General features: G+C 56.2%; 25 protein-coding genes and 2 tRNA genes. 12 read left to right on the top strand and 15 right to left on the bottom strand.

The genetic code is table 11. The features are described from left to right. The first annotated feature begins 61 nt into the window (after positions 1-61). The 3 genes from OSH03_RS02735 (at position 62) to OSH03_RS02725 (ending at position 2,549) form a co-directional block, all read left to right on the top strand. Positions 62-1,375: a sensor histidine kinase gene (locus tag OSH03_RS02735; protein WP_266178207.1), complete on the top strand. Its 1,314-nt coding sequence runs from the start codon at positions 62-64 to the stop codon at positions 1,373-1,375. Continuing rightward, on the top strand, positions 1,368-1,979 hold the full coding sequence (locus OSH03_RS02730; RefSeq protein WP_266178206.1) for a response regulator transcription factor: 612 nt from the start codon (positions 1,368-1,370) through the stop codon (positions 1,977-1,979). The genes OSH03_RS02735 and OSH03_RS02730 overlap by 8 nt, the downstream gene beginning before the upstream one ends. Positions 1,980-2,069: 90 nt before the next feature. Next, on the top strand, positions 2,070-2,549 hold the full coding sequence (locus tag OSH03_RS02725; protein ID WP_061098446.1) for a GlcG/HbpS family heme-binding protein: 480 nt from the start codon (positions 2,070-2,072) through the stop codon (positions 2,547-2,549). Positions 2,550-2,584: 35 nt separating this feature from the next. Here OSH03_RS02725 and OSH03_RS02720 read toward each other — a convergent pair whose 3' ends face one another. Next, positions 2,585-2,725: a hypothetical protein gene (locus tag OSH03_RS02720; RefSeq protein WP_061098445.1), complete on the bottom strand. Its 141-nt coding sequence runs from the start codon at positions 2,723-2,725 to the stop codon at positions 2,585-2,587. Between the two features lie 125 nt (positions 2,726-2,850). Here OSH03_RS02720 and OSH03_RS02715 point away from each other — a divergent pair, with 125 nt between their 5' ends. Beyond that, positions 2,851-3,633 carry an MBL fold metallo-hydrolase gene (locus OSH03_RS02715; protein ID WP_266178205.1) on the top strand — a complete coding sequence of 261 codons (783 nt, stop codon included), beginning with the start codon at positions 2,851-2,853 and terminating at the stop codon, positions 3,631-3,633. Between the two features lie 72 nt (positions 3,634-3,705). Next, positions 3,706-4,341, top strand: a complete 636-nt coding sequence (locus tag OSH03_RS02710; RefSeq protein WP_266178204.1) for a carbonic anhydrase — start codon at positions 3,706-3,708, stop codon at positions 4,339-4,341. Between the two features lie 28 nt (positions 4,342-4,369). Here the strand turns inward: OSH03_RS02710 and OSH03_RS02705 are convergent, their stop codons facing one another. From OSH03_RS02705 to mdtK, 4 genes are all read right to left on the bottom strand, one after another. After that, complete coding sequence (locus OSH03_RS02705) at positions 4,370-5,965, bottom strand: FAD-NAD(P)-binding protein (protein ID WP_266178203.1); 1,596 nt, start codon at positions 5,963-5,965, stop codon at positions 4,370-4,372. A gap of 118 nt (positions 5,966-6,083) precedes the next feature. After that, positions 6,084-6,160, bottom strand: a tRNA-Val gene (locus tag OSH03_RS02700). A 4-nt stretch (positions 6,161-6,164) separates the two neighbouring features. Then, positions 6,165-6,241 (bottom strand) — tRNA-Val (locus tag OSH03_RS02695). Between the two features lie 153 nt (positions 6,242-6,394). Beyond that, on the bottom strand, positions 6,395-7,768 hold the full coding sequence (mdtK, locus tag OSH03_RS02690) for an MdtK family multidrug efflux MATE transporter (protein ID WP_266178202.1): 1,374 nt from the start codon (positions 7,766-7,768) through the stop codon (positions 6,395-6,397). A gap of 225 nt (positions 7,769-7,993) precedes the next feature. On the opposite strand from mdtK, the gene OSH03_RS02685 reads away from it, so the two are divergent. Next, complete coding sequence (locus tag OSH03_RS02685; protein WP_266178201.1) at positions 7,994-8,635, top strand: riboflavin synthase subunit alpha; 642 nt, start codon at positions 7,994-7,996, stop codon at positions 8,633-8,635. 30 nt (positions 8,636-8,665) lie between these two features. Here the strand turns inward: OSH03_RS02685 and cfa are convergent, their stop codons facing one another. Both cfa and punC read right to left on the bottom strand, forming a co-directional pair. After that, complete coding sequence (gene cfa / locus OSH03_RS02680) at positions 8,666-9,814, bottom strand: cyclopropane fatty acyl phospholipid synthase (RefSeq protein WP_266178200.1); 1,149 nt, start codon at positions 9,812-9,814, stop codon at positions 8,666-8,668. A 298-nt stretch (positions 9,815-10,112) separates the two neighbouring features. After that, the gene (gene punC, locus OSH03_RS02675; RefSeq protein ID WP_151413256.1) at positions 10,113-11,312 is read right to left on the bottom strand and encodes a purine nucleoside transporter PunC; all 1,200 of its coding nucleotides are present in this window, start codon (positions 11,310-11,312) and stop codon (positions 10,113-10,115) included. Positions 11,313-11,426: 114 nt separating this feature from the next. On the opposite strand from punC, the gene punR reads away from it, so the two are divergent. After that, the gene (gene punR / locus OSH03_RS02670) at positions 11,427-12,338 is read left to right on the top strand and encodes a DNA-binding transcriptional activator PunR (RefSeq protein WP_061098436.1); all 912 of its coding nucleotides are present in this window, start codon (positions 11,427-11,429) and stop codon (positions 12,336-12,338) included. Between the two features lie 17 nt (positions 12,339-12,355). Here punR and purR read toward each other — a convergent pair whose 3' ends face one another. Beyond that, the gene (gene purR, locus OSH03_RS02665; RefSeq protein ID WP_008500597.1) at positions 12,356-13,381 is read right to left on the bottom strand and encodes an HTH-type transcriptional repressor PurR; all 1,026 of its coding nucleotides are present in this window, start codon (positions 13,379-13,381) and stop codon (positions 12,356-12,358) included. 297 nt (positions 13,382-13,678) lie between these two features. On the opposite strand from purR, the gene cydH reads away from it, so the two are divergent. Both cydH and OSH03_RS02655 read left to right on the top strand, forming a co-directional pair. Further along, positions 13,679-13,768, top strand: a complete 90-nt coding sequence (gene cydH / locus OSH03_RS02660; protein ID WP_020688313.1) for a cytochrome bd-I oxidase subunit CydH — start codon at positions 13,679-13,681, stop codon at positions 13,766-13,768. 163 nt (positions 13,769-13,931) lie between these two features. Then, entirely contained in the window at positions 13,932-15,098 is a 1,167-nt protein-coding gene (locus OSH03_RS02655; protein ID WP_151413258.1) for an MFS transporter, read from the top strand. A 37-nt stretch (positions 15,099-15,135) separates the two neighbouring features. Here OSH03_RS02655 and sodB read toward each other — a convergent pair whose 3' ends face one another. Together sodB and OSH03_RS02645 are read right to left on the bottom strand one after the other, a co-directional pair. Next, a complete protein-coding gene (sodB, locus tag OSH03_RS02650; protein ID WP_061098434.1) occupies positions 15,136-15,717 on the bottom strand; it encodes a superoxide dismutase [Fe] in 582 nt (193 codons plus the stop codon). Between the two features lie 122 nt (positions 15,718-15,839). Continuing rightward, positions 15,840-16,613 carry a C40 family peptidase gene (locus tag OSH03_RS02645; protein ID WP_266178199.1) on the bottom strand — a complete coding sequence of 258 codons (774 nt, stop codon included), beginning with the start codon at positions 16,611-16,613 and terminating at the stop codon, positions 15,840-15,842. A gap of 338 nt (positions 16,614-16,951) precedes the next feature. Here OSH03_RS02645 and grxD point away from each other — a divergent pair, with 338 nt between their 5' ends. Beyond that, positions 16,952-17,299 (top strand): monothiol glutaredoxin 4, encoded by a 348-nt coding sequence (grxD, locus tag OSH03_RS02640; RefSeq protein WP_003832760.1) that lies wholly within the window; start codon positions 16,952-16,954, stop codon positions 17,297-17,299. A gap of 42 nt (positions 17,300-17,341) precedes the next feature. Here grxD and rnt read toward each other — a convergent pair whose 3' ends face one another. From rnt to eptA, 5 genes are all read right to left on the bottom strand, one after another. Further along, on the bottom strand, positions 17,342-17,992 hold the full coding sequence (gene rnt / locus OSH03_RS02635; protein WP_266178198.1) for a ribonuclease T: 651 nt from the start codon (positions 17,990-17,992) through the stop codon (positions 17,342-17,344). 95 nt (positions 17,993-18,087) lie between these two features. Further along, entirely contained in the window at positions 18,088-18,495 is a 408-nt protein-coding gene (gene gloA, locus OSH03_RS02630; RefSeq protein WP_013096923.1) for a lactoylglutathione lyase, read from the bottom strand. A 100-nt stretch (positions 18,496-18,595) separates the two neighbouring features. Then, the gene (gene nemA / locus OSH03_RS02625) at positions 18,596-19,693 is read right to left on the bottom strand and encodes an alkene reductase (RefSeq protein WP_266178197.1); all 1,098 of its coding nucleotides are present in this window, start codon (positions 19,691-19,693) and stop codon (positions 18,596-18,598) included. 53 nt (positions 19,694-19,746) lie between these two features. Beyond that, positions 19,747-20,346: a TetR/AcrR family transcriptional regulator gene (locus tag OSH03_RS02620; RefSeq protein WP_266178196.1), complete on the bottom strand. Its 600-nt coding sequence runs from the start codon at positions 20,344-20,346 to the stop codon at positions 19,747-19,749. 41 nt (positions 20,347-20,387) lie between these two features. Continuing rightward, on the bottom strand, positions 20,388-22,013 hold the full coding sequence (gene eptA, locus OSH03_RS02615) for a phosphoethanolamine transferase EptA (RefSeq protein WP_266178195.1): 1,626 nt from the start codon (positions 22,011-22,013) through the stop codon (positions 20,388-20,390). A gap of 149 nt (positions 22,014-22,162) precedes the next feature. On the opposite strand from eptA, the gene OSH03_RS02610 reads away from it, so the two are divergent. Continuing rightward, the gene (locus tag OSH03_RS02610) at positions 22,163-22,402 is read left to right on the top strand and encodes a DUF1289 domain-containing protein (protein ID WP_266178194.1); all 240 of its coding nucleotides are present in this window, start codon (positions 22,163-22,165) and stop codon (positions 22,400-22,402) included. A 48-nt stretch (positions 22,403-22,450) separates the two neighbouring features. Then, complete coding sequence (locus OSH03_RS02605; RefSeq protein WP_266178193.1) at positions 22,451-23,347, top strand: aldo/keto reductase; 897 nt, start codon at positions 22,451-22,453, stop codon at positions 23,345-23,347. The last annotated feature ends 47 nt before the right edge of the window (positions 23,348-23,394 follow it).

Here is a 23,394-nt window from a genome sequence, read left to right as displayed (position 1 = left end):
TTAACTGGTAATGTCGTCAGTCTGAATGACGGTGCCAGTTAACGCTATGAGCATAAAAAAGATGATAAAGCGCAGCATCGCGGTGTGGGTGGTAGTCTGCCTGATAAGCGGCGTGCTGCTGTATGCGGAACAGATACGCCGCCAGTTCTGGGAGCGCGATCGCGAGTTTACGGCGCTGTATTCGGCGATCGGCGCCGTGCTGACGCAAAACGAGTCGGTGCTTCCGCTTCTGACCGGCGATGAAGATATCACCGCGTTACGCAAAAAATTCCCCCATATTAAGGCCCTGGAAAAAACTACCGGTCGCGCGCTCGACGCCGCCCGCGTTGAGCCGTTTCGCGGGGTTCAGTACTGGCTATACAACCCGTGGCGGCAGATCCGCGTCCTGATCGACTTAAGCGCGCTGCTTGCGCCGAGCCATAGCTTTGCAGAGCTGCATCTGAACCTCTCGAATAACGATCGGCCGTGGTCTACAGACGCTTTCTGGCACTGGCAGCGCACCTTCCCGCAGCATACTCAGCCCTTTATTCTCTCTGCCGCGGCAGATCCGGACTGGTTCAGGGTCTCCTGGCTGGCGTTTCCGCTGCTCTTTCTGACGTGGGGGATGGTGATTGCGGGCGCGGGAGCCGTGCTCTGGCAGCGCAAACAGCGCCAGCAGGCCGAGCAGCGTGCGCTCTATTATCAGCATGCCAGGCTTAACACGCTGGGAGAGATCACCGCGGGCATCGTCCATGAAATCAACCAGCCGCTGACCGCCGTGCAAACCTGGGTCCAGGGGGCGCAGCGACAGCAGCAGCAGGATAATCCGCAGGCCGTGTCGCAGGCGCTCGCGGCCGCGCTGCTGCAAACGCAGCGTATCAGCGCCTTGCTGACGCGGTTTCGCGAGCATGTTGTCCAGGAGAAGGTGACCCTGCGCGAAACCGATCTGGTGCAGTGCTGGCTGCAGGTGGAGAATTTACTGGAGCACGAGCTTAAATCCCGGCGTATCGCGGTCATCCATGTATTTGCTGTGGATGCTACGACCGTGCTGGCGGACCGACTCTGGCTGGAGCAGATCCTGCACAATCTGCTCAGCAATGCGATTCAGGCGCAGCAGGAGAGCACGCACGGCTGGGTGCGAATCGACAGTCAGAAAAATGAGAAGGGCATTCTGGTTACCCTGACCGACGGCGGGCCCGGGTTTAGCCCGGATGCTCTGCAGAACGCATTTATGCCATTCTTTAGCGGACGCCCCGGCGGAATTGGGCTGGGGATGACGTTAACGGAAACGTTGATAACGCGCATGAACGGCTCGATCACCCTGGGTAATGCCCCGCAGGGTGGGGCGCAGGTCCGCTTGCAGCTGGCAGCAGGAGAGGAGACAAAGCATGGATAAGGTTGTCTGGCTCATCGATGACGACGAGTCCATCAGAGAATCCCTGGCGTTTTTACTGTCGGGGATGGGCTGGCAGGTTAAGACGTTTGAGAGCGTCGAAGCCTTTACGAAAACGCAGGACGGTCACTCGGCGCTTGTCGGCTGTCTGCTGCTGGATATGCGCATGCCGGGCAAAGGCGGGCTGACGTGGCTGGAAGAGGGCGAATGGCCCTGGCCGCTGCTGCCGGTGATTATTATGACCGGGCACGGAACGATCGACGCCTGCCGTCGCGCGTTTCGCAACGGCGTGTTTGAGTTTTTCACCAAGCCGTTAGACGCCGATAAGCTCATCGAAACGGTTGGGCAGGCCTTTGAGGAGAGCCAGCGACGGTCTGCCGCCTGGCAGGATATTTCGCAGATCAAAGCACGCTTTGAACAGCTAACCGCGCGGGAGCACGAGGTGTTGACCGTACTGATGGAAGGGTGCAGTAACAAAGAGGTGGCTGCACGTCTGAATCTTTCCCCGAGAACCGTGGAAGCGCACCGCGCGGCGGCGTTTGCCAAGCTCGGCGTCACCAGCCTGGTCCAGGCGAGCCGGGCATACGACAAATTGCAATCCGTATAACTACCAGGTGGAGTGCGTAATCAACCGAATTACGTTTCGTTGTGCAGTTAAGTAACCTTTGAGATGTCAAACAACACTCGAGGAAGTGCAATGAAAAAAGTAATGATGGTTGCGGCACTGGTCGCGGGTAGCGTAAGTCTGGCCGCGCAGGCCGAGACGTTGACCCAAAAGAATCTCTCTCTGGCGCAGGCTAACGCGCTGGCAACATCCGCCATTCAGTCCTGTGCAGCGAAAAATTATCAGGTCGCGGTTACGGTGGTTGACCGTGCGGGCGTGGTAAAAGCGGTGCAGCGTATGGATAACGCCGGTCCTCACACGGTAAAAGCCAGCGAAATGAAAGCGTTTACGGCACTTAGCGCAAAGAATGCGTCAGGCAAAGTGATGGAAGCGGCGCAGAGCAATGCGGGCGCACAGAATATGCGTGATATTCCAGGTTTCCTGCTGCTGGCAGGTGGACTGCCGGTAAAAGAAGGCGATGAGGTGATTGGGGCGATCGGCATCGGCGGTGCGCCGGGCGGTCATCTTGATGAAGCCTGTGCTCAGGCGGCCATTGACGGGCTGAAAAAGTAATCTAAAAAAGCACCGGTTTACCGGTGCTTTTTTTATCAAATCTTGCAGGCATCACCGCAGTCGTCGTCGGCAACAACCGCCTGCGCTTTTTTATCCGCGTCGTCCAGACGTTCCGCGTTACGCTCTTCCGCTTCATCCAGTCCGTTAAAAACTAAGTTATCGAGATCAATTTCCATGTTGCACCTGCTCTGTTCGGTTTTTGATACTGGCACAGTATAGGGTAAAAAACGTCGGCAATGTACCTCGCAGCACATAAGGATAATCCCTGCCATACTCAGTGCTTTATCACCGAGGAGCGCTCATGATTACCCTCTGTAAAACCTGCGGTACCTCCTATGACGGAAAGCCGGAGAGATGTCCGATTTGCGAGGACGAACGCCAGTATGTCCCTGCCAGCGGTCAGGCGTGGATTGATTACGCGACGGTGACGGCCACGCACGCGAACAAATGGCAGCAGCTGGAGCCCGCGCTGTTCAGTATCAAAACGGTACCGTCCTTTGCAATTAGCCAGCGAGCGCTGCTCCTGCGCACGCCACACGGCAATATTCTGTGGGACTGCATTGCCAACCTCGATTCCGCAACCCAAACGCTCATCACCGCGCTCGGTGGCCTTCACGCCATTGCGATTTCGCATCCGCACTATTACACCACGATGCAGGAGTGGGCCGCGGCTTTCGATGCGCCGGTCTATCTGCACGCCAGCGACCGCGAATGGGTGATGCGCAACAGTCCGGCGATTCACTTCTGGGATGGCGATGCGCTGGAGATTATGCCCTCGGTCACGCTGCTGCGTCTCGGCGGCCATTTTGCGGGCGGAACGGTGCTGCACTGGCAGGAGGGTGAGGGCGTTTTGCTGGCGGGGGATATTTTGCAGGTCACGCCGGGGAAAAATGCCGTGTCGTTTATGTGGAGCTACCCGAATATGCTCCCGTTGCCTGCCCGTACGGTTGAGGACGTTACCCGGCGCCTGGCGGGAAGATCGTTCGCCCGTCTTTACGGCGCGTTTGAAGGGCAGAACATCCCGGCGAACGCCGACGATATCGTGCAGCGGTCGGGCCAGAAATATATTGCTTGTCTCAGGTAAAGTACGATGGGTAAACTTTACGAGTGTGATCGCGATCATACCTAAACGAAAACAGATAAAAGAGAAATTGCTATGCAACATATCATTGAAGGTTTTCTCAGCTTTCAAAAAGAGATTTTCCCGCAACGTAAAGAGCTCTTTCGCAGTTTAGCGTCCAGCCAGAATCCCAAAGCGCTGTTCATCTCCTGCTCCGACAGCCGTCTGGTTCCTGAACTGGTCACCCAGCAAGAGCCGGGACAGCTCTTTGTCATTCGTAATGCTGGCAACATTGTCCCGCCTTTCGGGCCGGAGCCGGGCGGCGTCTCCGCAACTATCGAGTACGCGGTGGTGGCGCTGGGCGTGACCGACATCGTGATCTGCGGCCACTCCAACTGCGGCGCGATGAAGGCGATTGCCGATAACGCCAACCTGGAGCCGATGCCTGCCGTATCGCACTGGCTGCGCTATTCCGACGCGGCAAAGGCCGTGGTAGAGAAGAAAAGCTGGGACACGCCTGTCGATAAAGTGAATGCGATGGTGCAGGAGAACGTGTTTGCGCAGCTGAGCAACATCAAGACCCACCCGTCCGTCGCGGTGGGCCTGCGTAATAACTCCATCCGACTGCACGGTTGGGTGTACGACATTGAAAGCGGCAAAATCCTTGCCCTGGATAAGAACACCAAAACGTTCGTATCGCTGTCGGAAAACCCGGAGGTCTTCTTCGAGTAATCACCGATAGCAGGGCATGGAAGCCCTGTCAGTTCTCCACGTACGGTAACCTACGCCGTCTCCCTGAGGCTTGTTTTTCAGCCGCCTTCGCCATCGCCTCTGCAATCTCCGCACACTCCGCCAGCCCCTGAACGAAGGGACGATCGTGCATCAGCCACGGTATTGCGCCGAAAGCGATGCGCCCGCGAACCGTTTCAGGCGCTTTAAGCGTGTAATCCTCGCCAACGTCGGGTATCTCGTCGCCCGTCTCTGCCAGCTGTTTACGCAGCGTCGGGAAAGGCAGGTCCTTTGTTTTGAGCGGCTTTTGTCCGCGCGCATCAATAAACACGTCGAAACGATAAACGGTCTCTTTGGTGGTAATGACCGTCCGATCGCTGCCGGCATCAAGCGTGTAATCATCGCCGAGCGCCGCCACGCTAATGATGCTGGCCTCGCGAAGCGCAAGCAGCCTGCGGATAGACTGCGGCGGGATCGCGGCATAGTTGTCGATAAACACGCGGGCGAGGCCCTGCTTAAAGCGCTCTCTGTCCTCTTCGTTGAGGTGGGGCACAATCTCCTGAACCACCTCATGCAGCCGAAGGACGGTATAGCGCCAGGCCACGGTGCGCCGTTCGCGTTTGTTGCGCTCAACCTCGCTGAGGTTCTCTTCCGCCCAGGTAAAGGGCCCGTGCCGCTTACGATCCTCAAACCACGCCTCACGAAGGCTGTCGGCATCCTGGTTACGCAAGGAAATTTTCTCGCACCAAGCCGGGTCGGCGAGCTCGAGCTCTTTCACCATCAGGGCAAAGATGCGGTCAAGCAGGCCGTCCGTTCCTTTGGCTATCTCGCTTTCAACCACGAATTCGGTCAATACCGACAGCGGCTCGTAAGGGATAGGGCAGTAAAAATCGGCTTCCGGCAGAATGCCCGTTCGGGACATCAGCGTAATGTTTAACCCTTCGCTGCCCTTGTCGAGGATGAATTTACCGTCACGAAACTCACCGTGCTGCATCACCACCGCCATAGCCGCGTCCAGACCGCTCAACGAGGTTCCCATAATGCCCACGCGGCAAGGGGGAATGCTGGCGTCCATCAACCCCGACCACGGGCTGGGGAAGTACGTGCGCGTGGCTTCCTTCTCATCCGGCCAGACATGGCCGGTGGCGATAACCGCCAGGTCGAACCGATCGGCCAAGGTGGTGTCGTTGACGGAAAGGGTGACGCCGGTTGTCGAGGGGATGATGTCCGTTACCTTCGCGGATTCATGAACCGTCACCTGGAACCCCAGCTTTTTTGCCTCTTTCACGATTGAACGAAAGCTGTCGCGAAAATACTCTCCCAGCAGGAGCCTCGGCAGGAACTGCCGGTCATGCAGGCGGGCTTTATCAACCTTAAAGCGCGCCAGATGGGCGTCGCTCTGTTCTTTAAGCCAGTCGAGGTAGGTCATAAAAATGGGCGGGATTTCAATGCTCGCAATGTTCGCCAGCATCAGCCGGGAATTATCGTCGTCGTTATAGGGCATGCCCACGCCGGCTTCATCGGCCTGTTCGAAGATGGATACGGAGAGCGGAGTGCTGTTATTTAGCAGATGATAAAAGGTGTAAATCCCTGTGGGGCCGGAGCCGATAATCGCGATATTCTTCATTGACGCGCTTCCTGTTTTTTTTCCATAAGAAAAGCGTAGCAGGAGAATAATGATGAAAATAAGGGATTAAGAAAATTCAGGCTAACAGGAGAGAATTTGCACCATTTCAGGACTGAAATGGTGCGTCCGAGTGGACTCGAACCACCGACCCCCACCATGTCAAGGTGGTGCTCTAACCAACTGAGCTACGGACGCAGAATGGTGCGTTCAATTGGACTCGAACCAACGACCCCCACCATGTCAAGGTGGTGCTCTAACCAACTGAGCTATGAACGCAACGTGTTGTGGGTGACAACGGGGACGAATATTAGCGGCACAGCATCAAGGAGGCAAGAGGGAAAATACATTTTTCTCTCTGATTTCACGCGATTGCTTCATTACCGCGCAAAGTGAAGAGAAAGTAGCCGCCAGCGGGCGGCTACTGCATATTTAACGCGCAGCGCGCTGCAAAATTACCGTTGACGGCTGGCGCTGCAGGAAGCGCATGCGCAGCATCATCATGATTGCCGCCGACGTCAGTCCGATGATAAAGCCCATCCAGAATCCGGCTGGCCCCATGCGATCAACGACCAGATCGGTCAGCGCCAACACGTAGCCAGCCGGCAGACCCAGCACCCAGTAGGCGATAAAGGTAATAAAGAAGATCGAACGCGTGTCTTTATATCCGCGCAATACGCCGCTGCCAATCACCTGGATGGAGTCAGAAATCTGATACACCGCAGCCAGCAGCATCAGGTGCGAGGCCAGCGCCACCACGTCCGGGTTGTCGTTATAGAGCAGGGCGATTTGCTCGCGCAGCGCCACCGTGAACAGCGCCGTACAGATGGCCATACAGACGCCGACGCCCAGCCCGGTCCTGGCGGCCGTTTGCGCATCCAGGGTGGAGCCCTGTCCCAGGCGGAAGCCAACGCGAATCGTCACCGCCGCCGCGAGCGACATCGGCAGGACGAACATCAGGGAGCTAAAGTTGAGCGCAATCTGGTGTCCGGCGACGTTAACAATCCCCAGCGGGGAGACCAGCAGGGCAACCACGGCAAAGAGCGTCACCTCAAAGAACAGGGCCAGCGCGATCGGCAAGCCTAGCTGTACCAGACGCGTCATGATGCTCCAGTCAGGCGTGCTGAATTTGTTTGCGTTGCGAATATCGCGCATTGAACGGGCGCGTTTCACATAGGCGATCATACTGAAGAACATTACCCAGTAAACCGCAGCCGTCGCCACGCCGCAGCCGACGCCGCCCAGCTCCGGCATGCCGAAATGACCGTAGATAAAGACATAGTTCACTGGAATATTCACCAGCAGGCCGATAAAGCCCATCACCATGCCGGGCTTGGTTTTCGCCAGTCCTTCACACTGGTTACGTGCCACCTGGAAGAAGAGGTAGCCAGGCGCACCCCAGAGCAGGGCGCGCAGATAGCCCACGGCTTTATCTGCCAGCGCCGGGTCAATATTGTGCATAGCGCGGATGATATGGCCCGCGTTCCAGAGCACGACCATAATCAGCACGGAAACAAACCCTGCCAGCCAGAAACCCTGGCGGACCTGATGGGCAATACGCTCGCGACGACCCGAGCCATTAAGCTGAGCGATAACCGGCGTGAGGGCGAGCAGCAGACCGTGGCCGAACAGGATGGCCGGCAGCCAGATTGACGTGCCGATGGCAACGGCCGCCATATCGGTGGCGCTGTAGCCACCCGCCATTACCGTATCCACAAATCCCATTGCGGTCTGGGCCACCTGCGCGACGATCACTGGTATAGCCAGTGCCAATAACTGGCGCGCTTCATTCATGTACTTCTGCACGTGAACACCTTTATTTTGTAGTTATATGAGAGACTAAAAAAGCCGCCGTAACTGGCAGCAAGAAGAAAATGCAGGGGGGTGCCAGCTATTGTAGCGGGCTTTAGCTATTTATCTAGTGAAAAAATCGCCAGAAAATGCGCTCCGCTGGCAACCTGTTTTTCCAACTGTTATTGTGGTGGGATTAAACGGTGTCACCACCGTCCGGAAAAAACAGGAGTTGTAAGCATGTTTACTGGTATTGTGCAGGGCACCGCCAAATTGGTGTCCATTGATGAAAAACCTAATTTTCGTACTCATGTTGTAGAGCTGCCGGAATATATGCTTGATGGCATTGAAACCGGCGCCTCGGTTGCTCATAACGGCTGCTGCCTGACCGTCACCGAAATTAATGGCAACCAGATTAGCTTTGATTTAATGAAAGAGACGCTGCGTATTACCAACCTGGGCGAGCTGGTGGTGGGGGACACCGTCAACGTTGAGCGGGCGGCGAAGTTCAGCGATGAGATTGGCGGCCATCTGATGTCCGGACACATCATGACCACCGCCGAAGTGGCGAAAATCGTGACGTCGGAAAATAACCGTCAAATCTGGTTTAAAGTGCAGGATCCGTCATTAATGAAATACATCCTCTATAAAGGGTTTATTGGCATTGATGGGATTAGTCTGACGGTGGGAGAAGTGACGCCAACCCGTTTTTGCGTGCATTTAATTCCCGAGACGCTGCAGCGCACCACGCTGGGTTCGAAAAAACTGGGGCATCGCGTGAATATCGAAATCGATCCGCAAACCCAGGCGGTTGTCGATACCGTTGAGCGCGTGCTGGCCGCAAAAGAAGCCGCAATAATTAACGCTGTAGAAGAAGAATAAAAATAACCCCGGCTGGCCGGGGTTATTTTTTTAGCGTGCGACCCGCAATCCGTGTTCAATCCCACGGCTGAAAACAACCTGCCAGAGCTGAATATCGCGCGCGCGAAACGCCCCCGCGCAGGCGTTCAGATAATAGCTAAACATCCGCTTGAATCGTTCAGAATAGTTGTCCGCAATTTCAGGCCAGGCTTCCTGAAAACGTGCATGCCACGCCATTAACGTGGTGTCATAATCCGCGCCGAAGTTATGCCAGTCTTCCATTACGAAATGGGATTCGCTGGCGTTGGCAATCTGGCGTACGGACGGTAAACAGCCATTCGGAAAGATGTATTTGTTGATCCACGGGTCGACGTTATTGTCGGTCCGCTTAGAGCCGATGGTGTGCAGCAGGAAGATGCCGTCCGGTGTCAGATTACGGTCAACCACCTCGAAATAGGTGTCGTAGTTTTTCGGCCCGACGTGCTCAAACATGCCCACGGAAACGATGCGGTCAAACTGTTCGTTCAGGTCACGGTAATCCTGCAGCCGGATATCAACATCCAGCCCCTGGCAGCGCGCCTGCGCCATTTTTTGTTGTTCAGCTGAAATGGTGACGCCGACCACGCTAACGCCGTAGTGCTTCGCCATAAAATAGGCCAGCCCGCCCCAGCCGCAGCCGATATCCAGCACGCGCATGCCGGGCTGAAGCTGCAATTTCTCGCTTATCAGGCGCAGCTTGGCCTGCTGAGCCTCTTCAAGCGTCGACGCCTCTTTCCAGTAGGCGCAGGAGTATTGCATGAAGGGGTCCAGCATGCGGCTGAACAGATCGTTGCCGAGATCGTAATGCTCTTTGCCGACGATCCAGGCGCGTTTTTTACTTTGCAGGTTAAACAGACGGGCAGAGGCGACACGCAGGGTGTCTTTTAGATTGCGGGGGAGCTGTTTTTCCAGACCGGCACGCAGCACGCTGGCGAAAAAAGTATCCAGCCGTTCGCACTCCCACCAGCCGTCCATATAGCTTTCTCCCAGGCCTAACGAACCTTCCCGCAACACGCGTTTAAAAAAATCGGGATGTTTAACCTGAGGATCGGAGGGGGATGAGCCATTAATTGTAATGCCCGCACGTCCCAACAGTTCACTGACGATCCGGGACCAGTTATCGTCCGGAACGCTGACTTCTTCTATACACGATGAACTCATAGCTTCTCCATCACCCTACTGTGATCAGAACCTTAAAACAGCGTAGACGCTTTTTTTGGTTTGTGAGAAATCTCACGGTAAATACCGCGAGGCTAGTATCCGACGTAGAACAGAGGAAGGGAGATAACCCTTGCCGAAATGCCTTCCATGGTAAAACGGGAGCGCTCCGGCTCCCGTTAACACTTAATATTTATCGTATTTAATCGAGCCAAATTTAGTATAGGCCTCAAAATTTGGTGATTCAATAGAAAATTCTTAGCAACCTAATCACTGAAAATTAACATAGTTTCTGGCGCGATTAGGCATGCGAGGTTTCCACCTGCGTGCTCTTATCCTGCGCGCGCTGCGCGGCGGCCTGCATGCGATAACCCAACGCCGCCAGCGCGACGGTGACCAGCATCACGCTGGTCGTCGTCAGCAGCGGCGTGGCAATCAGCGCGGAGACCACCAGGCTTGCCAGGAAGCACAGCCCCAGCTGCAGGGTGTTCTGCAGCGCAGCCGCGCGGCCTGTCGCCTGCGGGAACGGACGCAGCGCCTGCGCCACAACGATAGGGTAGATCGCCCCGTTCGCGATGGCCATCACGCAGAATGGAATCAATATTTCGGCCAGACCTGCGCCCGGAATAAAGCCAACGGCCCAGGTGCCGATGACGCTCAGCGCATAGAGCACCAGCAGCCACGGCAGCATCTGCTGACCTTCCCATTTTTGCAGCGCCGCGCGACAGCCGTAACCGCCAACCAGGAACGCGATGGTCTGCGGAACGTAGCTCAGGCCAATGGCCGCCGGGCTGTAGCCCATATCGTGCAGAATAAAGGGCGACCCGGTCAGCCACGCGAAGAAGCTCGCCGAGCAGGCGGCATAGATCAGAACGTTGCCGCGATACGCCTTAGCGCTCAGCAGGGAGGTGAAGGTAATCGGCTTCGCGTCTGCGTGCGCCTCTTTTTTATGCGCGGGCTTGAGGGCGAACGCCGGCAGCATCAGCACCAGCGTAATGGCAAACAGCGTGGCGAAGATGGCCTGCCAGTCGAAATGCGCGAGGATCCAGCTGCCCAGCAGCGGGGCGAGGGCCGGTGAGAGCCCCACCAGCGGCATAATGGTGGCGAAAATACGGTTTGTGCGGTTTGCCGGGTAGTAGTCGGTGACCAGCGCCTGCCAGGTCACGGCCGCGGCACAGACGCCGACCGCCTGAACAAACCGCAGCACCAGCAGCCAGGTGGCATCGCGCACCCATAGCATCCCCAGGCAGCCCACGGCAAAAATGGCCAGCCCCAGCAGCAACACCGGTTTACGCCCAAAGCGATCCGAGAGCGGTCCCCAGAGCAGCTGCGCGAAGGCAAAACCGGCGAGGAACAAACTCAGGCTGGCGCTGATGGCGGCGGCAGGGGTTTGCAAATCTTCCTGCATGGCGGCGAAAGCCGGCAGGTACATATCGGTGGCCAAAAAGCCCAGCACGCTTAAGCCGCCGAGCCAGACTAAAAAACCTTTCCTGGGTTGCACTGTTTTATTCTCCTGAGGAGGCAGGTATACGTTGGCGCTGAGTGTAGGGAGTGCAAAGCCGCTTGTGAAACGCTAATATTTGGCGGGTGCATTCAAATTTTTTGCAGGCAGAAAATGTGGTCAGATTATTCTCTTGAAGTGGTCGATGCTGTCGCGCGTAACGGCAGCTTTAGCGGGGCGGCGCAGGAGTTGCACCGCGTCCCTTCGGCCATCAGCTATACGGTGCGACAGCTTGAGGAGTGGCTGGCGGTTCCGCTGTTTGAACGGCGGCATCGTGATGTGGAATTAACGCCCGCAGGGGCGTGGTTTTTGAAGGAAGGGCGTTCTGTTATCAAAAAAATGCAGATCACCCGCGAGCAGTGCCAGCAGATCGCGAACGGCTGGCGGGGACACCTTTCCATCGCGGTGGATAACATCGTTAAGCCCGAACGCACCCGGCAGATGATCGTCGACTTCTATCGTCATTTTTCGGATGTCGAGCTGCGGGTCTCGCAGGAGGTGTTCAACGGCGTCTGGGATGCGCTGGCGGACGGCAGGGCAGAGATGGCGATTGGTGCGACCCAGGCGATCCCGGTCGGTGGACGTTACGCCTTTCGCGATATGGGCATGCTGAGCTGGAAATGCGTGGTGGCAAGCGATCATCCGCTGGCGAAGATGGAAGGGCCGCTGAGCGACGATACGCTGCGCAGCTGGCCGTCGCTGGTGCTGGAGGATACCTCCCGCTCTCTGCCCAAGCGTATTACCTGGCTTTTAGATAACCAGCGGCGGGTGGTGGCCCCTGACTGGGAATCGTCGGCGACGTGCCTCAGCGCCGGGCTCTGCGTCGCGATGGTACCCGTTCATTTTGCGCGTCCGCGCATCGACACCGGCGAGTGGGTTGAACTGACGCTGGAGAATCCGTTCCCGGATGCGGCCTGCTGCCTCACCTGGCAACAAAATGATGTCTCGCCCGCCATGGCCTGGCTTCTGGATTATCTGGGGGACAGCGAAACGCTTAACCGGGAGTGGCTGCGGGAGCCAGACTGACTGGCTCCGCAATGAGATTAACGACGATAGTCGCGGAACGGACCGTCCGCAACGGAACGGCGTTCGATGAGGCGAGGGTGAACTTCAATGGACTGCGACTCTTCACGCTTGTTGACGATCCTGTCCAGCAGCATATTGAAGGCGGTTTCACCCAGCGAATCTTTCGGCTGGTGAATGGTGGTCAGCGCTGGCGTGAAGAAGCGCGCGTTGCGCACGTTGTCATACCCGATCACGGAAATATCCTGCGGGACGCGCAGGCCCAGCTCGTCGGCAGCGCAGAGCGCGCCCATTGCCATGATGTCCCCCCCGCAGAAGACGGCGGTTGGACGGTGCGGCTGAGAGACGATCTGCTGCATCGCGCGGTAGCCTGATTCCGGCTCGAAGTCACCCTGCACGATCCAGTTTTCCGGCACGGTAATCAGCGCTTCTTCCATCGCTTTCATAAAGCCGGCCAGGCGGCCAGCGCCGGTGTTGCGTTCCAGCGGGCCCGGGATCACGCCAATCTCGCGGTGGCCGCGTTCGATCAGATAACGGCCCGCCATATAACCGCCTTCGAAGGCGTTATCGATGACGGAGTCCGTGAAGTCGGCGCGCGCTTCGCCCCAGTCCATCACCACCATAGGGATATGGCGATACTCTTCCAGCATCGACAGCACGGATTCCGGGTACTCGGAGCACATCACCAGCAGGCCATCCACGCGCTTTTGCGCCATCATCGACAGGTAGGCGCGCTGTTTTTCAATGCTGTTCCAGGCGTTGCCCAGAATCAGGGTATAGCCTTTCTGGAAGCAGTTTTTCTCTACCGCTTCAATGATCTCGGCAAAATAGGCCGCTTCGCTGCTGGTCGCCAGCAGACCAATAGACTTGGTGTGGTTAACCTTGAGGCTGCGCGCAACCGCGCTCGGGGAGTAGTGCAGCTCTTTAATTGCTGCCCAGACGGCGTTGCGCGTCTCTTCCGCCACAAAGCGGGTTTTGTTAATTACATGTGATACGGTTGTAGTGGAAACGTTTGCGCGTTTTGCTACGTCTTTAATTGTTGCCATTAAATGTCACTCCAGACCATATCCTAAGCTCCTGAAAAACTTGAAGGTAAACGTTTGCCTTCTCTCACCCTTATCACGCAATTTTGGATTGCGGCACGCCGGGAAAACGACACGGGACGTCAGGAGGGGGTCAATGGCCGGTACGCTAATAAATTTAGCGTGGAATTTTGGCCTATCTTGATGAAAAGGGGAAGAGGTAAAGTGTTTATCAGCTTAAATCATGGAAGATTTTTGACGTAAACTGTGCAAAAATGAGCAAGCTCACTTTTCGTGGGGGGATTAAAAGGAGAAAAATTGATGAGTTCCGATCTGAAGTTTTCGCTGTTCACCACCGTTATTGTGCTGGCGCTGATTGTGGCGGCTGGCCTGACGGCTGCGCTGCACTGATTTACGCGGGGGGAGAGCCTTCTCCCTCCCGAACGTCCCGATTGTTACTTCCCTGGCAAAAATCTTTTGCCATTTTGTTAACTTCTCATTTTTTGTGATTGATGTCATGCTTTCCGCTTCTTTGTTCTGTGTCACTACATGACACGGCATCCGGAGTTGACGCATGAAAATCAATTTTCCCCTGCTGGCCCTGGCGATTGGCGCTTTTGGGATTGGCACCACTGAATTCTCCCCGATGGGGTTACTGCCTGTAATCGCCCGGGGCGTGGACGTCTCGATCCCGGCCGCCGGGATGTTAATCAGCGCCTACGCCATCGGCGTGATGGTGGGGGCGCCGCTGATGACGCTTCTGCTTTCGCACCGCGCGCGCCGCAATGCGCTGATTTTCCTGATGGCGATTTTCACCCTGGGCAACGTGCTTTCGGCCATTTCGCCGGACTACACTACCCTGATGCTGTCTCGCATTCTGACCAGCCTCAACCACGGTGCCTTCTTTGGGCTGGGATCGGTCGTGGCCGCAAGCGTGGTGCCAAAACACAAGCAGGCAAGCGCCGTGGCGACCATGTTTATGGGGCTGACGATTGCCAACATCGGCGGCGTACCGGCGGCGACCTGGCTGGGTGAAGCGATCGGCTGGCGTATGTCTTTCCTGGCAACGGCCGGGCTGGGCGTGGTCGCGATGGTGGCGTTGTTCTTCTCCCTGCCGAAAGGCAGCGCCGGAGAACGTCCGGAAGTGCGTAAAGAGCTGGCGGTGCTGATGCGCCCGCAGGTACTCTCCGCGCTGCTCACCACGGTGCTGGGGGCAGGGGCGATGTTTACCCTCTACACCTATATTTCACCGGTGCTGCACGATATCACCCACGCAACGCCTCTCTTCGTTACCGCGATGCTGGTGCTGATTGGCGTCGGCTTCTCGATTGGCAACTATCTCGGCGGGAAATTTGCCGACCGTTCCGTGAGCGGCACGCTGAAGGGCTTTTTAACTCTGCTGATTGTCATTATGGTCGCTATCCCGTGGCTGGCGCGGAATGAGTTCGGCGCGGCGATTGCGATGGTCGTCTGGGGAGCCGCTACCTTTGCCGTGGTGCCGCCGCTGCAGATGCGCGTGATGCGCGTCGCCCATGAGGCGCCGGGCCTCTCGTCTTCCGTAAATATCGGGGCGTTCAATCTCGGCAATGCGCTGGGTGCCGCCGCCGGAGGCGCCGTGATTTCAGGCGGTCTGGGGTACAGTTTTGTGCCGGTGATGGGGGCGATTATTGCCGCGCTTGGCCTGCTGCTGGTGATGATGTCCGGCCGTAAACAGCCTGAAGCGGTTTGCACGGCTGAATAAGCAAAAACGCAGAAGGGTTGCCCCTTCTGCGTGTCTCTTACGCGGCGAAGTTCTTCGCGACAAAGTCCCAGTTAACCAGAGCCCAGAAGTGCTCCAGATAGTTCGGGCGCGCGTTGCGGTAATCAATGTAGTAAGCATGCTCCCACACGTCCACGGTCATCAGCGGCGTAGCGCTGGTGGTCAGCGGGGTGCCCGCGTTAGACGTGGATACGATAGCCAGTTTGCCATCCGCCTCTTTTACCAGCCACGTCCAGCCAGAACCGAAGTTCTTGATGGCTGCATCGGTAAACTTCGCTTTAAACTCCGCAAAGCTGCCAAAGGCGGCGTTGATGGCGGCTGCCAGTTCACCGGCAGGTTCGCCGCCGGCATTCGGCGCCAGGCAGTGCCAGTAGAAAGTGTGGTTCCACACCTGAGCCGCGTTGTTAAAAACGCCACCCTCTGAGCTGCGAACGATCTCTTCCAGCGTTTTGCCTTCAAAACCGGTGCCCTTGATGAGGTTGTTCAGGTTAGTGACGTACGTCTGATGATGCTTGCCGTAGTGATATTCCAGGGTTTCCGCAGAAATGTGCGGTGCCAGGGCGTCTTTTGCATACGGTAGTGCAGGTAATTCGAACGACATTGCTTCTCTCCTTATTGTATTTTGTGTTGCCAATAACCCTACAGACAACAAGGACAGGATAGCAAATTGAAAGGGTATGCAAAAGAGGAACTTACCCTGCCGCCGATGCGGCAGGGCAGGGATTAACGAATGGTTTTTGGCGTCATGACGCGACGCGCGCCAACGTAGTGACGTACCCAGTAATCTTCGCTGAGCGAGGTGATCTGAATGTCCTGACCGCTGCGCGGAGACTGGATGAATTTCCCGTTGCCGACATAGACGCCCACGTGGTCAGCCGTACCGCGACCCTGCGTGCGGAAGAAGACCAGATCGCCGTTTTCCAGCTCACCCCGGTTAACCGGCGACGCATCGCGCAGGTGATACATCTCATTGGCGGTACGTGGAATACGGAATTTAACCAGATCTTTATAGGCGTAATAGACGAGGCCGCTGCAGTCGAAACCGGTACGCGGTGAACTTCCGCCCCAGCGATAAGGTTTGCCAATCTGCCCCATCAGTTTATTCATCGCGGTTTTTTGCGCTTTTTGCACACGCACTTTATGCACGTCCGCCAGCTTCGTTACCTTCGTGCATTTTGCTTTATGGCCTTTACGGGGAATGCATTTTTCTGTAACGAGGTTAGCGGCGGTCTGCGAAGCTTTATTTTTGGCGGTGCGGGTAGTGCGGGAAGATTTTGTTTTCGTTTTGCTGGAAGCGGTTTGTTTAGTCTGAGCGGTAGATTTTTTCTTGACGTTCTTCGTGGTGGTTTTTTTCTTACGTTCTGTGGCTTTTACCAGATGGCTTTTTTGTACAGCAGATTGCCGCGCCTGCTGAGAGGCGTTTGCCGCTGGCGTTAATGTGAGTGATGTAAACAGTAAAGCACAGAGCGTGATCGAGATTTTAGTTATCCGCGCCACTGGGCAGTCCCCTGATATATGCAGGTCATCAATAATACCCGCGTGTGATTTACAAAGCCCGTCGATTCTAATCCATAAAAACCCGAGAAGTTAATAGCATTTTTCAATCTAAAAACGTGTTTCGTTAGCAAGTGCAAAAAAATTCATCGTTCTGTCGCACAATTGTTCACTCCCTAAGCAAAACCCTGACGAGCGACGGGGTAAACGTCATTTGCAATGCAACTTTTGTGGAGTCGGGGTAAAATATATAAACGTGACGAAAATGTTATTTTCCGATGCCAGCCTGACCCGCTACAATGTCAGACTACTGCCGTAACAGAAGTTAAAGGAAGCAAGACATGAGCACCACTATTGAAAAAATCCAGCGCCAGATCGCTGAAAACCCGATTCTGCTGTATATGAAAGGTTCTCCGAAGCTGCCAAGCTGCGGCTTCTCCGCGCAAGCGGTTCAGGCGCTGTCAGCCTGTGGTGAGCGTTTTGCTTACGTTGATATCCTGCAGAACCCGGACATCCGCGCTGAGCTGCCAAAATACGCTAACTGGCCGACCTTCCCGCAGCTGTGGGTAGACGGCGAGCTGGTGGGCGGCTGCGATATCCTGATTGAGATGTATCAGCGCGGCGAACTGCAGCAGCTGATCAAAGAGACGGCGGCGAAGTACAAAACCGAAGAGCCGGACGCTGAGTAATTATCTGCGTTAATAAAAAGCGACCTGAAGAGGTCGCTTTTTTTATACTTCACTGTCGCCCATCGGCAGCGGCCAGCCGCCCAGACGCTTCCAGCGGTTGACGATCTCACAGAACAGCTCCGCGGTGCGCTCCGTGTCGTATAAGGCGGAGTGCGCCTGGGTGCCGTCAAACGGTATACCCGCCGTAATGCAGGCTTTGGATAAAACCGTTTGTCCCAGAGCCAGGCCGCTCAGCGCGGCGGTGTCGAAGGTCACGAACGGGTGGAAAGGGTTGCGTTTGAGCGACGCGCGTTCGGCTGCGGCCATGGTAAAGCTGTGATCGAAGGTGGCGTTATGGGCTACCATGATGGCGCGGCTGCAGTTGCTCTCTTTCATGCCTTTACGCACCATTTTAAAAATGGCGTGCAGCGCATCATATTCACTGACTGCACCGCGCAGCGGGTTATGCGGATCGATACCGTTAAACGCCAGCGCCTCCGGCTGTAAGTTTGCCCCTTCGAAAGGTTCAACGTGGAAATGCAGCGTGGTGTCCGGTGTAAGCCAGCCCTGTTCATCCATCTTCAGCGTGATGGCGGCAATTTCGAGCAGCGCATCGGTTTTAGCGTTAAATCCGGCTGTTTCTACATCAATGACAACGGGATAAAAACCACGAAAACGGTCGCACAGACCGCTAAATTGAGCGTTATCGGACATCAGGGTCTCTTACAAGGGGAAAAAGCAGTGCGCATTATGGCAAATTTTGCAGAGTGATGCAGTAAAACTACGGGCGCATGTTGCGCCCTGAGGGATCAGTTGCCCAGACCGCGTCCCGCGTCTTTGGCTTCAATCAGCTCGATCTTGTAACCGTCCGGATCTTCCACGAACGCAATCACGGTGGTGCCGCCTTTTACCGGGCCGGCTTCGCGCGTGACGTTACCGCCGTTGCTGCGGATGCGTTCACACGCTTCGGCAGCGTTGTCCACTTCCAGCGCGATATGGCCGTAGGCCGTACCCAGCTCATAGCTGTCCACGCCCCAGTTGTAGGTCAGTTCGATGACCGCTTCATCCGTTTCCGGGCCGTAACCCACGAACGCCAGCGAGTATTTGTATTCCGGGTTTTCGCTGGTGCGCAGCAGCTTCATGCCCAGGACGTTAGTGTAGAAATCGATAGAACGTTGCAGATCGCCAACGCGCAGCATGGTGTGAAGTAGGCGCATAATTTCCTCATTAACCAATGGAGTAGAGTATCTTTTTGAACAGAAACGATGTTTTAGTATAGCGGCGAAGTGTCGCCGCTATCAATGAACAATGGCGAGATTACAGAGAAGGGTAGTCGGTGTAGCCTTCCGCGCCGCCGCCGTAGAAGCTCTCAGGACGCTGCGGGTTCAGGGCCGCTTTCTGCTGCAGACGAGCAACCAGATCCGGGTTGGCAATATAGTCGCGGCCAAACGCCACGGCGTCGATCAGCCCTTTATTAATCAGGTCTTCGGCTTTCTCCGGAGTATAAGCACCCGCTCCGATGATCACCCCGTGGAAGCGCTCGCGTACTTTCTGACGGAAGGCTTCCGTATAAGGCTTACCGCCGGCCCAGTCCGGCTCGGACATGTGCAGATAGGCAATGCCGCGTTTCGCCAGCTCTTCAATCAGATACAGCGCGTCCGCTTCTTCATTCGGACCGTTGTCAACGTTCTGGAACGTACCGATTGGGGAGACGCGGATACCGATACGGTCCGGGCTCCACTCCTGGCATACGGCATCAACCACTTCCAGCACCAGGCGGGCGCGGTTTTCGACGCTGCCGCCGTACTGGTCGGTGCGATGGTTAGACGACGGTGACAGGAACTGGTGCAGCAGGTAACCGTGCGCGGAGTGTAGCTCAACCAGGTCAAAACCGGCTTCGCGGGCGTTGGCCACGGCCTGACGGAAGTCGTTAACGATACCCGGGATCTCGTCCAGCTCCAGCGCGCGTGGCGTAGAGGTGTCGACGCGGATCGCGTTGCCGTTTTCATCGCGCAGGGAGGTGCGGGTGTTCGCGTTCAGGGCAGACGCTGAAACCGGCGCCTGACCGCCAGGCTGAATGCTGCTGTGGGAGATACGACCGGTATGCCACAGCTGGACCGCAATGCGGCCGTCTTCAGTGTGAACGCCAGCGGTGATTTTCTGCCATGCGGCGATCTGCTCCGGGCTGTGCAGCCCCGGCGCACCCGCATATCCTTTGGCCTGAGCAGAAATCTGCGTGGCTTCAGTGATGATCAGGCCAGAGCTGGCGCGCTGACGATAGTATTCACCCATCAGTGGGGTTGGGATATCACCCGGCTCAATGCTGCGCAGACGGGTAAGCGGAGCCATAAACACGCGGTTTGGCGCGGTGACGGCACCCACTTTTAAGGGGGTAAATAATTTTTCAGCTGACATAACGACTCCTGAGTAGACCAGTCGACTAGTAATAACGGAAATAAAAACGCCTGCTAAGCGCCAGGCGCAGTGATCGTACTTTTCACATGCGCCAGCGCGCTTTCCAGCGGCACGGCACTGCGAGAAATTTTAGCCTGCAGGTTGGCGCCTAACCAGAGGGAGTAGAGCACCTGAGCCTGCGTTAAGGGATCGCCGGGGAAGGCGAGCGTATTTTCTTCGCGCCCCTGCGCCAGCGCCTGCGCCAGCAGGGCGATAACGCCGCTGGCGCCTTTATCCATTGCCGTGCGCATATCTTCTGAGAGATCGCACACTTCGGCAGAGAGTTTAACCGTCAGGCATCCGCTGATAATGCCCTGCTGACAGAACTGGTTCAGCGTTTCCTGATAGTAGTTCAGAACACGATCCCGATAGTTACCTTCCCCCGTGGCGAAGTGGGTCGCGAGGCGCTGGTGGTAAGCAGCATAGTGCCGCTCCAGCATCGCCACGCCAAAAGCCTCTTTGGACCGGAAGTAGTGATAGAACGACCCCTTCGGTACCTCAGCGGTTTTTAATAGCTCGCTCAATCCCATACCGGTGAAGCCGCGGTGCATGCACAGCCGCTCGCCGGTCGCCAGGAGATGTTCGCGGGTATCGTGTTCAGTATTTCTGCTCATGGATTCACTCTAATAGACCGTTCGGTCTAATGCAAGCGCTGTTACCGGCGACACGCGTTCAGAATGTCCAGCTGTTGCTGATAAGTGCTTGATTTAACGTCCATCATGCCCAGCACCGTCGAGAACAAATTGTCCTGCGAAACCGCATTTTTTGCTGCGTGGTCGCGTAAACACTGCTCGTTGATGCCAAAGTTTTTCGCATAGTCCGGGGAGAGCCAGAACATAAACGGAATGTGCGTCTGCTGCTCCGGCGCCAGCATGTACGGCGTGCCGTGCAGATAAATACCGTTCTCACCGAGCGATTCCCCGTGATCCGAGAGGTAGATCAGCGCGGTGTTCATGTTCGCCTGTCGGGCCTTCAGCGCGTCAATGGTTTTGCTGACCATGCTGTCGGTATACAGGATGGTATTGTCATAGGTGTTCATCAGCGCCTGATGATCGCAATCCTGAATCTCGTTGGTGTCGCAGGTGGGGGTGAATTTACGGAAATTATCCGGGTAACGGCGGTAGTACGCCGGACCGTGGCTGCCCATCAGGTGGATAACCAGCACCGTGTCCTGCTTCAGACCGTCCAGCACGTTGTCCAGACGGTAGAAGTTTACGTCATCAATACAGGACTGGTCTTTGCAGAACTGGTCCAGCTTCCACTGCGTCATGTCGGTATGGGGAATACGATCGCAGGCGCCTTTACAGCCGCCGTCGTTGTCGCGCCACAGGAGGTTGAAACCCGCATGCTTGAGCACGTCGAGCAGTCCTTCCTGATGGTGCGCCAGATCGGCATCGTATTTGCTGCGCGTCATGCCGGAGAACATGCAGGGCACAGAAACGGCGGTTTCAGTCCCGCACGAGGAGGCCTGGGGGAAGTTAATCACATCCTGCTTTTTCAGCTCGGGGTTGGTTTCACGCCCGTAGCCATTGAGTGAGTAGTTCGCCGCGCGCGACGCTTCGCCGATGACCAGCACCAGAACGGTTTTCTTCTGCTGACCCGTAATCAGCGCGCCTTTGTGCGCATCTTCGCCAATCCGCACCAGCGTTTGATCGCCGGCAAACCAGCGCATCTTGCTGTATTTCACCACGGCGCTGACGTAGTTCGCCGGGGTGACCATTTTGACGATGCTTTTATTATTGCGGAACAGCGACGCGTAATCTTTATAAAACACCGCGGCGATAAGAATAATCACCAGCAGGGCACCGAGCATCGCGGCAACGCGCGTCAGCAGGGCGTACCACCATTTGCCGGTACGAATGCGGGTCAGGGCCAGCACCAGGGATGGAACAAGACCGGCTATGACAATCCACAGAATCATCTGCGGGGTCACCAGCGCGGTGGCTTCCTGGGAATTAGTTTCGAACACGTTCACAATCATGTTCTGATCGATGACCGCGCCGAAGGTAAACATAAAATACGTTGCCGCAGCGCACCCGACAGTTAAGACGATCAGCAGCGGCTTACGGATATACGGGATATTGAGCAGGCTAAAAACTATCACCCAGCCACAAAACAGCACCACCGGTACGGATGCGGCGAAGAGAATATCGTGCAGATGCGCAGGGGCAATAATGGCCCAGCTGCGCTGAATAAATAGCCCGTTTAGCAGCGTGAAGAAGAGTGCACAGCCCAGAGTGAATTTTATGTCGTTACACTGTAACTTTTTACTTAACCACATCGATCGGTAAACCTGTCATTGTCATGATGTGGCGAGTATAGAGAGGGAAGATTAGTGAAACCTTAATGCCACAAAACTGTGGTAAAGCCCTTGCACGCGGCGCTTTTAGCGTCTTCACTGTAGGTGAGAGCGGTTAACCGGAGGTGAGTGTGGCAGAGCAGCTGGAGTTTTTCCCCATCCAGAGCCCGTGCCGGGGGATTTGTCAGTCAGATGAACGCGGTTATTGCCGCGGGTGCATGCGTACCCGCGACGAGCGTTTTAACTGGCAAAACTTCAGCGACACGCAAAAGCAGGAGGTGCTACGCCTCTGCAGACAGCGACTTCTGCGCAAAATCCGCGCAAACAAAGCCGCTGAGACCGAAGAACCCCAGCAACCTTCACTGTTTTAATGCGGTAATTGCGTATACTCATGACATCACGTCCTTGAGGAAAATGTTATGGTTCAGCGAATTACCCTTGCCCCCCAGGGGCCAGAATTCTCCCGTTTTGTGATGGGCTACTGGCGCCTGATGGACTGGAATATGTCCCCCCTCCAGCTGGCAAGCTTTATTGAAGAGCATATCGATTTAGGGGTAACAACCGTCGATCATGCGGATATTTACGGTGGCTATCAGTGTGAAGCCGCCTTTGGCGAGGCGCTCAAGCTGGTTCCGGCACTCCGGGATCGCATGGAGATCGTCACGAAATGTGGTATTGCCACCACGGCCAAACCGGAGCATGCCCTCGGTCACTACATTACCGACAGCGCCCATATCATCAAGAGCGCCGAGCAGTCGCTGGTCAATCTGGCAACCGATCGTATCGACCTGCTGCTGATTCACCGTCCGGACCCGCTCATGGATGCCGACGAGGTGGCGGAAGCCTTCCTGAGCCTGCATCAGAGCGGGAAGGTGCGTCACTTCGGCGTCTCCAACTTTACCCCGGCTCAGTTTGCGCTGCTTCAGTCTCGCCTGCCGTTCACGCTCGCCACTAACCAGGTTGAGATCTCCCCGGTACACCAGCCGCTGCTGCTGGACGGTACGCTCGACCAGCTGCAGCAGCTGCGCATTCGCCCGATGGCCTGGTCGTGCCTCGGCGGAGGACGCCTGTTTAATGATGATGCGTTCCAGCCGCTGCGCAATGAGCTGGAAACCATCGCCCGCGAGCTGAACGCGGAGAGCATAGAGCAGGTGGTTTACGCCTGGATCCTGCGTCTGCCGTCAAAACCGCTGCCGATCATTGGCTCCGGGAAAATTGAACGCGTCCGTTCCGCACTGGTCGCCGAAGAGCTGCAGATGACCCGCCAGCAGTGGTTCCGCATCCGCAAGGCCGCGCTGGGTTACGACGTGCCATAAACCGCAAGAAGGTGACTTTCCGGTGAAATCTGTGCCCCTGGTATACA

The sequence above is a fragment of the Enterobacter nematophilus genome (assembly GCF_026344075.1).
GTDB classification, from domain to species: domain Bacteria; phylum Pseudomonadota; class Gammaproteobacteria; order Enterobacterales; family Enterobacteriaceae; genus Enterobacter; species Enterobacter nematophilus.
Note: the sequence above shows the minus strand (reverse complement) of the source record. Positions and strands in the feature narration are given on the sequence as shown.